Annotated in this window: 10 protein-coding genes; all 10 read right to left on the bottom strand. The window is 61.7% G+C overall.

Annotated features, from left to right (window positions below; translation table 11 throughout):
* Window positions 1-9 precede the first annotated feature (9 nt).
* A complete protein-coding gene (fadD32, locus tag AS9A_RS00525; RefSeq protein WP_013804919.1) occupies window positions 10-1,902 on the bottom strand; it encodes a long-chain-fatty-acid--AMP ligase FadD32 in 1,893 nt (630 codons plus the stop codon).
* A 399-nt stretch (window positions 1,903-2,301) separates the two neighbouring features.
* Window positions 2,302-3,288: a cutinase family protein gene (locus tag AS9A_RS00520; protein ID WP_013804918.1), complete on the bottom strand. Its 987-nt coding sequence runs from the start codon at window positions 3,286-3,288 to the stop codon at window positions 2,302-2,304.
* A gap of 3 nt (window positions 3,289-3,291) precedes the next feature.
* Complete coding sequence (locus AS9A_RS00515; RefSeq protein WP_158307336.1) at window positions 3,292-3,810, bottom strand: DUF732 domain-containing protein; 519 nt, start codon at window positions 3,808-3,810, stop codon at window positions 3,292-3,294.
* A 176-nt stretch (window positions 3,811-3,986) separates the two neighbouring features.
* Window positions 3,987-5,939: an alpha/beta hydrolase-fold protein gene (locus AS9A_RS00510; RefSeq protein ID WP_013804916.1), complete on the bottom strand. Its 1,953-nt coding sequence runs from the start codon at window positions 5,937-5,939 to the stop codon at window positions 3,987-3,989.
* A 390-nt stretch (window positions 5,940-6,329) separates the two neighbouring features.
* Window positions 6,330-7,307 (bottom strand): alpha/beta hydrolase, encoded by a 978-nt coding sequence (locus tag AS9A_RS00505; protein WP_041451320.1) that lies wholly within the window; start codon window positions 7,305-7,307, stop codon window positions 6,330-6,332.
* Window positions 7,308-7,633: 326 nt separating this feature from the next.
* Window positions 7,634-9,655 (bottom strand): flagellar motor control protein ZomB, encoded by a 2,022-nt coding sequence (gene zomB / locus AS9A_RS00500; protein WP_407636557.1) that lies wholly within the window; start codon window positions 9,653-9,655, stop codon window positions 7,634-7,636.
* Window positions 9,546-10,499: a decaprenyl-phosphate phosphoribosyltransferase gene (locus AS9A_RS00495; protein ID WP_013804913.1), complete on the bottom strand. Its 954-nt coding sequence runs from the start codon at window positions 10,497-10,499 to the stop codon at window positions 9,546-9,548. The genes zomB and AS9A_RS00495 overlap by 110 nt, the downstream gene beginning before the upstream one ends.
* A gap of 62 nt (window positions 10,500-10,561) precedes the next feature.
* Window positions 10,562-11,116, bottom strand: coding sequence for a phosphatase PAP2 family protein (locus AS9A_RS00490; protein WP_013804912.1), 555 nt, complete (start codon window positions 11,114-11,116; stop codon window positions 10,562-10,564).
* Window positions 11,117-11,124: 8 nt separating this feature from the next.
* Window positions 11,125-13,092 carry a glycosyltransferase gene (locus AS9A_RS00485; protein WP_083826409.1) on the bottom strand — a complete coding sequence of 656 codons (1,968 nt, stop codon included), beginning with the start codon at window positions 13,090-13,092 and terminating at the stop codon, window positions 11,125-11,127.
* Window positions 13,079-14,305 carry a UDP-galactopyranose mutase gene (glf, locus tag AS9A_RS00480; protein WP_013804910.1) on the bottom strand — a complete coding sequence of 409 codons (1,227 nt, stop codon included), beginning with the start codon at window positions 14,303-14,305 and terminating at the stop codon, window positions 13,079-13,081. Before glf ends, AS9A_RS00485 begins: the two co-directional genes overlap by 14 nt.
* Between the last annotated feature and the right edge of the window lie 82 nt (window positions 14,306-14,387).

Below are 14,387 nucleotides of genomic sequence, written 5' to 3'. Positions count from 1 at the left end.
CGGTCAAAACTACTCGCTCACGCTGTCAGGGAACGCGGTCTGGGCATGGCCCCCACGAAGGGTCCCATCAATGTAACTGGCCTTGCACGCCCGGCGTGCAATCTTCCCACTCGACGTCCGGGGAATGGAACCAGCGGGCACCAACAGCACGTCGCGGGCGGTCACGCCGTGACGAGACGCGATTGCTGCGCGCACATCGTCGGCGATCGGTCCAGGATCGGCCTTGCCAGCTCCAGGAGCCCGCTCGCCCACGACGACGAGCTGCTCAGCCGAATCGTCTGCGTCGAACCCTGACCCGGCGAGCCCGCTGTGCGGGTTGTCGAAGACAGCGCGAGGAAGCTGATTTGCAGAAACCGAGAATGCGGCGACGAAGCCCGGGCGCAGCGAGGAACTCGCCTCCTGAGCTGAATATTCGAGATCCTGCGGATAGTGGTTGCGGCCGTCAACGATCACGAGGTCCTTGACCCGGCCGGTGATGTACAGCTCTCCATCGATATAGACGCCGTAGTCACCAGTGCGCATCCAATTCGCGTCCTCGTCCACGCCGGAAGCATGACTGCCTTCCTGGAGCCGGACCTTCAGCTTGTTCTGGAAGGTTTCGGCTGTCTCGCCTTCGCGGCCCCAATACCCTTGGCCGATGTTGTCACCGTTGAGCCAGATCTCCCCCACCCGCTCGTCCGGAAGCTCTTCGCCGGAATCGGCGTCGACGATTGTCGCCCACTGGCTGGTCGACACATAACCGCACGAAACCTGCGGCACGGCCTTCGGGTGAGACGGGTCTACGCGGAGAATCTTGCCGGCATTGAGTTCCTCACGATCGACATAGAGGACCCGCGCTTCTTCGTCGCGGTGCGGTGTCGAGACGAACAGCGTGGCCTCGGCCATGCCGTACGACGGCTTGATCGCAGTGTTCGGGAGGCCGTAAGGTCCGAAAGCGTCGTTGAACTTCCGCATCGCCGCAGGCGTTACCGGCTCACTGCCGTTGATCAGCCCAATAACGTGGCTCAGATCGAGTTCCTCACCATCTTTTGGAAGCCCGCGCAGCGCGGCATGCTCGAACGCGAAGTTCGGCGCCGCAGCGAACGTGCCCTCGCCATCACTTTCAGCAGCAAGTTCCTTGATCCAGCGGTACGGGCGCTGGACGAACGCACGCGGCGACATGATCGTGATGTACTTCCCGCCGAACGCCGGCAGAATAACTGTCAGCAGACCCATGTCATGGAACAAAGGCAGCCACGTCACGCCGCGTGAATGCTCGTTGAGACCTAGCGACCAGCACATCTGGAGCACGTTGGTGCTGACAGCGCGATGCGTGATCTCCACACCGGCGGGAACACGCGTCGAACCGGACGTGTACTGCAAATAGGCGATGTCATCGAGTGAGGGGTGCGGCAAAGTCCACGACGCTTCAACAGAATCTGGGATCGCATCGACGGCGATGATCCGGGGGCGTTCATTCGCAGGCCGGGAGCGGAAGAACTGCCGCACACCGGCAGCTGACTTTGTGCCAGTCAGGATCGCCACCGGCTCACAGTCACCCAGCACCGCGTGCAGGCGGTCGGTGTGGCCAGGCTCATCTGGGTCGAAGAGCGGCACCGCGATTGTTCCCGCGTGAACAGCAGCAAAGAACGCTACGACGTAGTCGAGGCCCTGCGGCGCGAGGATCGCGACACGATCACCTTTATGCGCGACCTGCTGCAACCTTCCCGCGACGGCGCGAACACGCATGCCGAAGCGCTCCCACGTCAACTCGTGCGCAACACCCTCGCGGTCGTGCGAGTAGTCAACGTAGCGGTATGCAAGTTCACCTGCGTTGTTTCGGGAATGCTGCTCAACGAAGTTCACGAGAGTTGCCTCCGGGGTGAGGATAACCTCACCCGCTTCGTTGAAGAACTCGTCCATGCCTCTCCCTAAATATGCAGGTGTGAACTGGCGATTCCAGCAGCCAGTCCCGGGCGCAGCAAATCTGCTCTAACACCACACCCCATGTGACCGATGTACCGTTTCGTATGCCGCTACGGCGTCGGCTTATCCCGTAGCGTGTCGCATTAAGCCCTCTGTATGTTACAGACGCGCTCACAATGCGCGATAAACCGCACCGAATCGGTTGTCAGCCTCACTTCTTCTTCCGGTAACTGCCCTGCCGCCGCTAAAGTACCCGCCTACCTGCGTCTTCGTGTGTGTAAGAGGGGACCACATTACTTACGTCTCGGTGAGACGAACGCATCATTCGTGACAGGCCTGTGACTCGGCAATGTCGCGAATGACACGAAACGGCCACCGATGCTCGAAGGCATCTAATCACGGATGCGCAGGTCGTGGCGCCTCATTGATGAGGTCCGTCGACCACTGCGTCAGCCACTGCGGCGTTGTAGTTCCATTCTCATCGATCACAAACGTGTGATACATCGCATGTACCGGGTTCTGAATATAGTCATTGAACAGCCGATGGATCGCGCCCAGCAGGTCCGTGAGCACGGGGGCGTCACAGATCCCGTCATTCGGTGCACAAATCTGAACTGTCTTGTCGGCAAGATCGCCGAAGCCTCCGCTGCGCTTGCCGGAGAATGTCGCACCGGGGAGGAAGGGGAACCCAGCGAGCGACACCTCGAGACCGATTCCACTCACGGGAGGCCCGGCAGTGGGCGCAGCTTCGGGATCGCGGCGGCCATCAGCGACGAGAGCCACACCCAGCACGTTCTCTGCGGGCACTGGCCCGTTCCCGTTTCCGATCTCCGACGCAATGTCACCGGCGATCACGGCGCCCTGCGAAAACCCGACTAGCACGTAGCTCGTGAGCCAGCACTCATCATGCTTTGCAGCAAGCACGTCACGGGCCGCGTCCGTACCAGCGCGGCGACTGTCGTCGTACGTCATCTCGGGTGGTCCACCTGGCCGCTGAAACTGCGCCGGGTACGGCAATGTGTAAATTTCAGCGCGCTCCGCGCCGAATTGCTGCTGGAGCGGCTGTGTGACGCTCAGCAGCAGAGAGTTCGGGTTGGCGCTCGGATTGAATGGGTCGTCATTTGCGGAGGACTCCCACGTGCCCGGGATAGACAGCAGTTGCACATCCGGGCAATGCGCAGGTTGCGTCAGCTCCTCCGTTGGCTCTGGCTCCGGTACGCCAGGGATGGGGACGTCGACGCGCTGGGCTATGCGCAGCGCAAGCACGACGAGCGCCACGACGGCGGCGAGCACTAGCAGTACGACTAGCAGTCTGCGAAGACCTCGAGACTTCCCGGATTTCTTCCGCCCGCGTCGTGTCGTTGATTGGTTTGCCCAGGCCATGCGTCACTCTCCGCAGTAGTGTTGCTCGGCGACTTCAATGTAGGTCTGTGCCACGTCATCGACTGTGTCGTCAGAACCACTCAGTTGCATCTCGAGGCCGACCATGGCGGTTACGTTGACCAGCATGTCTTCACGGGAGGCGCCGTCACGCACCGCCGCGCACACATATTCAGCCGTACCCACGGCCTGTTGACCTGAACCGTAAGGCGAGGCGCCAGAATCGCGCAGCTCCTTGACGTAGCGGGTGCCGCGCTCGTCAAGCGGCGGGTATTCGGGGTCCGAGGTATCTGGGTCCGCCTCAGCTGTTTTCTCCGGCCGCTCGGTGTTACGGTCGCCGTCACCGTCCTCGTCGTCTTCAGCTTTGGGTTCGGACGACGGCGCCTCAGTCACGGTGGTGCCCAGGTCAGGCGTTCCCGAGACGACGGACTCATTTCCGCAGGCCATCGTGAATCCGCTAGTAGCGATGAGCACAGCGAGCAGCACCGGCAGACGCCAGCGCACGCTGGATCTTGACTGCGTCACTTTCCCATCATGCATTTAAGGCCTTCCCCCAATTCAGTCACGGGCGGGCGGCGCATCCCCGTCAAGCGCCCTTCGCCAATCACCGCACCAGCGTACAGAGCTAGGGCGGGCTGCGATGCGCACCGCACGGTGCACGTCACAGCCCGCCCCCAACGGCGCTGCTGGGGAAGACGCCGTCAGCCTGTGTTTACTTTCGTTTCGCCATCGCTCACCAGGACGTATCCGTTCTGGAAGTTTTGCCGCAATCCCTCTTCGGTGTCATGGGCATCACTTGTGGGGTATCCGAGGGGGCCAGCTTCGTAGCCTTGTTCAGCCCAGGCATCCATGATGTCGCCCTCGAGCACCGCCCAGGCGCCCGAAGCCGGTGACCAGTAGATGTTCCCGTTCGCGAACTCAGTGAACCTGCCGGAACCGATGTTGTGCTCGCCTGATTGTGGGTACCCCAGGACACCAGTTTCGCGGCCCAGCTCGTTGTAGTGATCCCAGATCTTTCCGAACACAGCCGTCGTACCACCACGGGTCGTTGCGAATACCGCTCCTCGCTCGAATTTCTGCAGTCGGCCGCGGCGGTCCTCGGTGTTCTCGATGCCAGAAACGGGGTAACCCATGTCACCTGCTTCCCAGCCATTTTCGCCCCACACTTCGCGGAAGCCGGAATGAACCATCTGAGCGCCCGTCTCGGGTGTCCAGTAGATCGCGCCCTTCTCGAATTGAGTGAAGAACCCGCGGCCATCGGGGGTGGGGGTTTCACTCGTCGTGGGTAGCCCGAGCTGACCGCGCGCGCCGCCTTCCTTCTCGTAGAGCGCTTCGATCTCGCCCTCGATCTGGTGCGCCCCGAGTTCTGGGGACCAGTAGATGGTGCCGTGCTCGAACTCTTGCCGCTTGGCGCCGCCCCGCAAGGTGCGCTCATCTGTCAGGCAGACCCCGAGGTCGCCGCGCTGTTGAGCAAGTTCACCAATTGCACCGCCGACCTCACACGTAGGTTCGTCGATCACGGACCTGTTCGGCGCGGCGGTACTCACACCAACTGAGTCGACATTGATGGCCTCTGCGATCTGCGGCCAGGCTGCGTGCAACTCTGACTGCCAGTACGGCCACGAGTGGGTACCGGTGTTTCGGTAGCGGACCGTGGCGTCGATGCCGAGATCGTTGAGGCGAGCGGCAAAGTTCTGCGTCGTCAGTCGCGAAAGCACTTCGAGCGCCATGCCCGCCGAGTTCTCGGGGATACCGGGAACCAGCCCTGGCCGGTCATGTGTTCCCTGCGCGCCCGTGCCCGCCGATACGTAGAGGCTCATGCCGCGCAGGTTCCGAGCGAGTTGGAGCGGGTCGTGTTCCGCCCACAGTGAGTTGTCTGGCGTACCCCACATGTTGTCGGAGTTGAAACCACCTGCATCGAGCATCGCAGCCTTGATCGCCCGCTGCATGCCGTAGGTGGTCGTACTCAGATACCCCGACAGTGACCCCGCGAACTGGAACATTCCCCGGTTTCGGGCTGGCAGGAACATCGCGGCGGTGCCGCCCATCGACAGGCCCAGAATGCCCTTGTTGTCGTTGACGCGATAGTCGCCGTGCAGAATCGGCGGGAGTTCCTTCGTCAGGAACGTCTCCCACTGATAGTTCTTGTCATTATCGGGCTGCAGCCAGTCCGCATAGAAGCTCGACTGTCCACCGACGGGCATAATCACGTTGACGTTTTTGTCACCGAAGAAGGCAGCCGCGTCCGTCTCCAGCATCCAGCCGGACTGGTCGTCTCGTGCCCGGAGGCCGTCGAGCAGGAAGAGTGCGGGAAAGCTCCAGTCTGGCTGCGCGTGGTAGTCACGCGCGAGCAGCATCTGCACCTGGATGGTTTCGTTCATCGCGGGCGAGTACACCCACAGCGAAAGCTGGCGGTCAGAGATCTTGTCGACCCGGTCTACCCGCACCCCTGGGACCGGCGCAGGCGACATTGGATGCAGCGCGGGACTCTGGGATGAGATCGCGGGAGGCGCGGCCAGCGCCGCCGGTGCAATCCCGGACGAAATAGCGAGCGGGGCGATCAGGATCGCCGCACAGGCTGCTACTTGGCGACGTCCGGCACCCCGGCTCCGGCGGTCGGTTCCGCGATCGCCGTGCTGCAACGAAAGCCGCATGAGGCACTCCTCAATTCGTGGTGGTATCGAGCTAGATCCGGCTAGGGCTGTTAGACCCACTGCCAAATGCACAGTCTCTTCATACCTTCCAACACCACAGTTACACGAGATGCGCCATGCCATGCGTGAGGCAATTGTTACTAGATGTGCGCAGGCTAGTTATCGAAACACCCACCCTCGGTCGTCAGCATTCAGTACGACTGACTCTTCGGCGGGGCCTTGTAGGGTCAGCCCGACGGAAGCAATGTAGCGAAATCCACCGCTGAGGTGGATCCGGCTACCATCCGGTCCCGCCCCAGAAACGCCGAAACCCCCCGTCCCTAAGGACAGGGGGTTCACGACCGACGAGATTCCCCAGCAGAGGTTCACTCACCCAGCGTTACCGCTGCATCACGCACCAAGTGCGCGGAGGATGCCCGGCTTGGCGTTCGCAAGCTCATCCTGCCAGTAGCCCCATGCGTGGACACCGACCGGCGGGTAGCTGTACGTGGCGTTCAGGCCAAGCGCATCCGCACGACCCTGGAATGCACGGGTGTTGAGCAGCGAAACGACCTCAAGTCCCATTGCGTTCGCAGTGTGGAAGTAGTCGATCGGCTCGCGGATCTGGGTGTGCTGACCTGGAATGCCGCTGCCTGCCGAGATGAACAGCGTCTTACCGGCGAGCTTCGGAGCGAAAACAGTCGGGTCATGCGCTGCCCAGGCTGGATCCCACGGCGGGCCCCACATGTCGTCAACGTTGTAGCCACCCTCGTCAAGCAGGGCGAGCCGGATGAGTGACGGCATACCCGGAGCAGAAAGGTTCAGGTAACCCGAGAACGAAGCGGCATAGGTGAAACGGTTGCCGTGATCGGCAGCAAGCTTGAGTGCTGCACTACCGGCCATAGAAAGACCTGCAACCGCGTTGTTCGTGGTGCGGATACCGATCGTGCCGAGGTAGTTCGGGAGTTCCTGCGCGAGGAAGGTCTCCCACTTGTAGGTGTAACCCTGAGCGTTGGTGGAGCTCGGGCCGTACCAGTCAGCGTAGAAGCTCGCGCGACCGCCGACCGGCATCACCAGGTTGACGTTCGAGTCACGGAACATTTCGACCGCGTTGGTTTCGATCGTCCAGCCGCTGCGGTCCTCGCGAGCACGAAGACCATCCAGCAGGAAGAGCGCACCGTTACCGCCACCTGACGAACGAACGATATCCACTGGAATGTTGCGGTCCATCGCTGCCGAGTACACGTTGTGACGTTCAATACCCGGTTGGGCTGAAGCGACAGCACCTCCGGTGAGTCCCGCAATCAGCGGCAGCAGTACGCCGACCGCAAAGGCGGCGACTGTCCGCTGTCTCCATCTTTGAGACAGGCGCGGTTTGGCGAAACGCATGGATAAATCTCCCTCTTCTCGTGTGCACCACCGTGTCGCCGCGTCAGCGTCGGGTGCCGTCGCGACCACACTGGTTCCCTCCCCGACACCAGCGCTACGACCCTCGCGGATCTAGCAACCCTGGCAATCTCCTGAGAGCTCGGTGTGTAGATCGACTCGGACACCATAACCGTTACACGTCGGCAGTATCACATTTCCAACACCGCCCGGTGACGAATACAGTACCGCAGCACCGCGACCTGGGGCGGTGCGAATGGGAGAACTAATGGTGGTCACAATTGCATCACGGAACACTGACGCCTCTAAATTCGCAGGTGACCTGGCTGTTACCCCGAGAAGCAGCGTTCGATCTCGTCGGCAGGAAGGCGCTCAATCCGGTAGGACGAACGCCACATCGAGTCCTTCAGATTGCGGAGGAATTGGCCCGTGTTGAGCTCATCACGGTAGCCACCGAGGAGCTTCTGAGTCTGAGGACAGTTGAGAGCTTCCTGAGAGTCCGCGACCCACTCAGGATCGAGGAAACCGGGCAAACCAGCCGCCCGAGACGTCACGGCACCGCTGTCCGCGATAACCCAGTCTGGCAGCAGAAACTTGTCGTGTCCGATCCGGCCACCGGGGATTCGCTCAGTGTGCCCAGCAAGGGGGTAGGCAAGCCCCACCGGGTCGAGGATACGCACGTCAAGCGGCGACAGCATGCTGGTCATTCCCAGCTGCAGGAAGAAGACCGTTGAGGCGGGAGCGTTGCCGTCCACTGGCTCCGCGAGCGGCACGACCGCCCAGTAATACTGGTCTGCCGTCGGCAGTAGCACCGCACCTCGGGGGGCTACTTCTTGTGCATCGAGCATCGATTCCATGCGCGGATATTCAATGTAGTCTTCGGCAAGTATTGGATGCGCCACATTTGTCCAGTAGCGGTAGAACTGGCGCTCATCGACGATCCCATGGTCTGGGACACCGTCGACGACTCCGGGATCGCTCACAATGACAATTACGCCCGACCACGTCATCACGCCGACCCAGAATGCGACTATGACGCCGCTGACGCGGTAGCCGTAGTGCCGCCGCGTTGGACCAGAACGAGTCTTAACCCGTCGCGGGACGGTCAGCGGCACGACAGCCACCGGCAACAGCAATGTAAACAGCACCGGGAGCAAGGTCCGGCCGTGCATGAAGTCACCGCCGACCCGGATCACATAAGTGCCGAGCAGCAAGCCGTTGGCGAGGAAGAACGCGACCACGAAAGTCGGTGTTTGCAGTCGCGCCCGCAAAACCGGCCGTGCCGCGGGATCGCTATCCCCCACGACCGTCGACTCGTCCGGGGAATTAACAGACCGCGCATCCCTGCCAACCGCGCCGTCACGCCCCCGGAACTGGATGAGAATGACCACTGAAAGCAAGACCAGGACTACCACCGGCAGCCAGAGCCAGTAAGGCCCGACGAGATCGCCAAGATACATCCAGCCCTTATCCCAGCGTGCGCCGCCAGCATCCTTCGCGACGGCGGTACTCGGATACGGCAGAGCGTAGTAGCCCATCCGGAATACCTGGTAGGTGACTGGGATGACGCCTGCAGCCGCGACTATCGCGATCCGGAACAACAGCCCCGAGGGCACGAGCAGAAGGACGATGATCGCGAGCCCACCGAGGACCGCCAGTTCTGGCCGCACAAGCGGGCCCAGCCCGGCGATGAACGCGATAAGCAGTGTGGCTGCACCTGCATGTCGGCCGGCGAACGACCATCTCACAAGTAACCACCACATAAGCCCGATCCACGCGAGCACGAGCCCCGATTCAAGACCTGAGGTCGCGAAATCACGAGCTGGGGGGACCGCAAGGTACGCGATAACACCCCCGGGCATCAGTACGACAGCCGAGGCTGGGCGTCCGAACAGGGTCTGCCCATAGAGCCGCGCACTGCCGAGCATCGCCAGTGCGAGGGCGCTCACGCTGAAGAGGAGCGCGAGGGTCAGTACGACGTATTCGAGGCGGCTGCCGGTGGCCCAGCCAGCAAACGTCACGATATACGTCCACAGGGTGGAGGTATTGGCCTCGACCCGCTCGCCCGCGTTGAAGACGGGGCCATTACCCGCGAGAATGTTGCGCACGGTGCGCAGCACGATCAATCCGTCGTCAGAAATCCATCTCCGCTGCCACGCGCCGAACGCAAACAGAGAAATGACAGCGAGAATCCCCACGCCGAATACGGCACGTGACGCCGTAAAGCGAGGGGAAACTGTGTCACGCGACGTAGACCGCGACACCGACGACTCCAATCCATGCAACCGCGAGGAACTGCAAGACCCGATCGCCAAGGGCGATTTCTTCGGGCTCGCCAGCGTGTCCACCATCAATATCAACGGCGTAGCGCAGGATCGCGATTGTAAACGGAATCATCGACAAAACGAACAACCCAAGGCTGCTGCCATCGCCGCGTGGCGCGCCCGGGCCGCCGGCATCCTGCTCGAATGCCCACAAACCGTAAAAGATGATTACGGCCGTTGCGGAGAGGGTCCACACGAAGCGCAAGTATGTCGCCGTGTAACTCTCCAGTGCTTTCCGGATCTTCGCACCGGTCTCTTCAGCGATGCGCAATTCGGCATACCGCTTGCCCGCTGCCATGAACAACGAACCGAACGCCGCGACCAGCAAGAACCACTGTGAAAGTGGGATTCCGGCTGCGACGCCACCTGCCACGGCCCGAAGCAGGAAGCCTGAGGACACGATGAAGATATCGAGCACGGCCTGATGCTTGAGGCCAAAGCAATACGCGAGCTGAACCACGATGTAAATCGCGATTACCACCGCTAGCCCGCTGCTAGCAACAAAGGACAGGGCGATAGCAGCGGCAAAGAACACCACTGACAACGCGTAAGCGAGCGGCACAGGCACAACACCGGCCGCGATTGGCCGGAAACATTTCGTCGGGTGCGCACGGTCCGCTTCCACGTCGCGCGCATCGTTGACTAGGTAAATACCTGAAGCCGCGAGGCAGAACACGACGAACGCGATCGCGACGCTGGTAAGCACCGGTCCATGGCCAATCGAGCCATCCGCGAGAGGCGCGGCAACGACAAGGCCGTTCTTCACCCATTGACGTGGGCGGATCGCCTTGAGCAGCCCATCAGCCAGCGATGTCGGTGGCTTCCGCGTTCTGGCGCGAGTCGGGTCCTCAGGCTCGACCAGATCGCTCATCCTTACCCCTCTCGACCGCATGTGGTCACAACTAGTCCAGGTGCCGCACTAGCACGCACAGCTTATGCCCATCCGAGCTTTTCCTCGGCCAACCCCACGGCAGCCGCGGAAGCCACGCCCACAGCGGCGCCCGCGAGTACATCGGTCGGGTAGTGCACGCCGAGCACGAGACGAGACAGCAACATCGGCGGAACGATCAGCGTCGCAAGTGGAAGCCCGGTGAGCCTACCTAGGAGAATCGCCGCTGCGGTCGTCGACGTTGCGTGAGATGACGGAAAACTCAATTGGCTAGGTGTACCGACATTGATCACGATATCTGGATGCGTTGGACGCGGACGGCGGACGACACGTTTGATTGCTATCGACGCGGCATGCGCACCCACGGCCCCGACGGCAACCCCAAGCCACTGCCGCCGCCTGGCTGGGTCAGCCACTGCACCCACCGCAGCGATACCCACCCAGCCGAGTGCGTGCTCACCGAAATGTGACATAAGTCTTGTAGCTGGAATTACCCCGGGCTTGCTCACAATCACGCGCTGGATAGCTGCAAGGAGTGCAGCTTCTCCTGCCGGTGGCGCGCCGAGTTCATGGCGGTGATCACTCGCGATCTGGCTCATCGTCCCTCTCATTGGTACTGGGCGAAGAACTGGCCCCAACGTTCCCGGCTGGTCAGTTCTGGAGCTGCACGCCGGTACTCCGCCTGCACCTCGGGGAAGCGGCGTTCCAGTTCCCTGCGCAGGCGCATCGCTTCCTTGAGGAGTGACTTCGCGAGCTTTTTGTCTCGTTTGCGGTAGACGACTCCCCGACCATCAGCAGTCGTGACTGTCACACCGTCAACCTGTGAGAGCAGGAACCAGCGGGCGTCCATCGTCGCGACGTTCATCTGCGGGCGTTCAAGGTGCTGCTCGTTCACTGGGCGCATGTTGTGGATGATCGCCTTGCCGAGCCGCTTCACCTTCGCAGGCATCCCGAGCGGCAGACTCACATCACCGACATCCGCGCCGGAGGGGAGCGGCAGATCCGTGGCAGAGCCTGCGACTATCGCGTCCGGATACTCGCCGCGAATCTTCTGCACGTTTGCCAGCGATGTAGGCAGCACATCGAACAAACCATCCGGTCCCGCGAGGAAGTCCGCAATCGCGGCGTTCTGCAGCGCAACTGTCGAGTATTCGAGACACAGCAGGTGCTTGAAGAGCGGCTTCATTGTGCTCTTCACTAGTGCACGAGCCCCCCCGGGATTGTGAAGCGCTGCGACGATAAGACGGTTGCGCATGTGGTAGTACGCCTGCCAGTCAATGACGTCGTCCTTGTCTGACCACGCCATGTGCCAGATCGCAGCACCCGGAAGCGTGACGGTCGGATACCCCGCTGCGGCCGCGCGCAAGCCGTATTCCGCGTCGTCCCATTTAATGAACAGCGGGAGCGGCTGGCCGAGCTCTTCGGCGACCTTCCGGGGGATAAGGCACATCCACCAGGCGTTGTACGTGACATCGATACGTCGATGCAGGTCGGGCGACTCGTCGAGCGGCTTTGCCGCGAAATCATGGTCATACTCTGTGTGCGGCGCCGGTCCCCAGACAAACTCACCAAAGCGCACAACCTCGCCCATTACGTGCAAATGGGCCCGGTTCTGCAAGTTCAGCATCTGGCCACCGACGAGGACAGTGCCGCGCGCGAAGCGGGAGAAAGCAATGGCACGGAGGATGCAGTCCGGCTCGATCTCGATGTCGTCGTCCATGAAAAGAATGAACGGGCTATCGGTCGTTTTCAGCGCCTCATACATCACCCGGGAGTAACCACCGGAACCACCGATGTTCCCCTGGTTGTGGATTCGCAAGCGGTCGCCGAGTACCTCCGCGGCCTCGTCAAACCCTGCCTGATCCTTCACCTTCCGCGTGCCCTGGTCCGGAATGATGACCGCATCGATAACGTCGAGCACCAGCGGGTCAGAACCCAGCGCAGTCAGCGCTTTCACACAGTCATCAGGACGATTGAACGTCGGAATTCCGATTGCGACTCGTGCCTCACCTGGGGCAGGCGCTGACGCATACCACCCGCCAGCCAGGAGTTCGATGTCCGCCTCTGCGCTGAGGTCAAACCAGATCCAGCCGCCATCCTCGAACGGCGCCAGGTCGATCGCGGCTTCGATCACTCGCGTACCCGACTCTCCACCGTCTGTCTGCACGCTGGTGACGTGGATGCGGGTTCCATCGGCTTTCGACCGATAAATATCGGCACGGCAATCGCCACTGACTTCGAGACGCAGAACTATGCTCCCGAGAGTGCTCCAGCGGCGCCAGTAGCTGGCAGGAAAGGCATTGAAGTAGGTGCAGAACGAGACTTCTGATTCGTCCGCGATTCGCACCGATGTGCGCGACGTCGCGTGCGCACGCTTAGGGTTCGAATCTGCCTCGACGAGATACAGTCGCCGGACGTCGAGCGGCTCGCCGGGGCGAGGCAAGAGTATCCGCTGAAGGAGAGACACTGCCTGAGAGGATCCGTCTCCGGCTGCCTTGTCGGTCTCCACTGCATGCGCCTTTCTGGTGATATTCGTCGGTCGAACGGCCCCCCGCCGACGTTTATTCGCCGCCATCATGCCTACTCAGAGGCGAACCGTCGGTGAAGTGCGGGGCGAGGACATTGTCGAACAGGGTGAGAGCACTCGCGATTGCCATGTGCATGTCCAGGTACTGGTAGGTCCCGAGCCTTCCGCCGAACAGCACATTGTTCGCTGCGGTCTCAGCTTTCGCCCGGTCGCGATAAGCCGCGAGCCGCGCTCGGTCGTCCGCGGTGTTGATCGGATAATACGGTTCGTCGCCCGACTCCGCGAACCTCGAGAATTCGCGCATAATGACCGTTTTGTCGTTGGGGTAGTCCCGTTCCGGGTGGAAGTGCCGAAATTCGTGGATTCGGGTGTACGGGACCTCCGGGTCGGGGTAATTCATGACCGGGGTTCCCTGGAAGTCGCCCGTGTCGAGCACGTCCAACTCGAAGTCGAGGGTGCGCCACCCAAGCTCGCCGTCGCAGTAATCAAAGTAGCGGTCTATAGGGCCGGTGTAGACAACCGGCGCGGCCGGAGAGGTGCTCCTCAGTTCCTCGCGCACGTCGAAGTAGTCAACATCCAGCCGCACTTCGATAAGCGGGTCGGCAGCCATGTTCTTCAGCCAGGCCGTGTAACCGTCGACGGGCAGGCCTTCGTATGTGTCGTTGAAGTACCGATTGTCGAACGTGTAGCGGACTGGCAGGCGAGTGATGGTGCTCGCCGGGAGCTGCTTCGGATCGGTCTGCCACTGCTTCGCCGTGTAATGCTTGACGAACGCCTCGTAAAGCGGCCGGCCAATCAGCGAGATGGCTTTCTCTTCTAGATTTTGCGCCTCTTTGGTGTCGATCTCGCTCGCCTGCTCAGCTATCAGCGCGCGCGCCTCGTCAGGTGCGTAGTAACGGCCGAAGAACTGGGCAACGAGCCCGAGCCCCATGGGGAACTGATACACCTGGCCGTCGTGGACCGTGAATACGCGATGCTGGTAGCCCGTGAAGCTCGTGAACTGGTTGACGTAATCCCACACGCGCTGATTGGAAGTGTGGAAGAGATGGGCACCGTACTTATGGACCTCGATGCCGGTGGCGGCCTCCGGCTCCGAGTAGGCGTTGCCGCCGATGTGGGGTCGCCTGTCGAGGACGAGGACTCGCTTGCCGAGCTGCGTTGCAGCACGCTCCGCGATCGTCAGCCCGAAGAAGCCGGAACCTACCACGATCAGGTCGAACGCGCTCTGCCCGTCAGACTGCCCGTCAGATTCTGAAGCCACTTTTACCCCTGTCGATATCCACGTGCCCGGCTACCGGGCTTCAGGGTAACGGACCGCTACCGCGGTAACGGTGCGAAGGCGC

It is taken from the genome of Hoyosella subflava DQS3-9A1, assembly GCF_000214175.1.
GTDB lineage: Bacteria > Actinomycetota > Actinomycetes > Mycobacteriales > Mycobacteriaceae > Hoyosella > Hoyosella subflava.
Note: the sequence above shows the minus strand (reverse complement) of the source record. Positions and strands in the feature narration are given on the sequence as shown.

Coding starts and splice junctions, on each gene's coding strand:
- fadD32 (WP_013804919.1), bottom strand. CDS start 1,902: ATGGACGAGTTCTTCAACGAAGCGGGTGAGGTTATCCTCACCCCGGAG.
- AS9A_RS00520 (WP_013804918.1), bottom strand. CDS start 3,288: ATGGCCTGGGCAAACCAATCAACGACACGACGCGGGCGGAAGAAATCC.
- AS9A_RS00510 (WP_013804916.1), bottom strand. CDS start 5,939: ATGCGGCTTTCGTTGCAGCACGGCGATCGCGGAACCGACCGCCGGAGC.
- AS9A_RS00505 (WP_041451320.1), bottom strand. CDS start 7,307: ATGCGTTTCGCCAAACCGCGCCTGTCTCAAAGATGGAGACAGCGGACA.
- zomB (WP_407636557.1), bottom strand. CDS start 9,655: ATGGTGGACACGCTGGCGAGCCCGAAGAAATCGCCCTTGGCGATCGGG.
- AS9A_RS00495 (WP_013804913.1), bottom strand. CDS start 10,499: ATGAGCGATCTGGTCGAGCCTGAGGACCCGACTCGCGCCAGAACGCGG.
- AS9A_RS00490 (WP_013804912.1), bottom strand. CDS start 11,116: ATGAGCCAGATCGCGAGTGATCACCGCCATGAACTCGGCGCGCCACCG.
- AS9A_RS00485 (WP_083826409.1), bottom strand. CDS start 13,092: ATGGCGGCGAATAAACGTCGGCGGGGGGCCGTTCGACCGACGAATATC.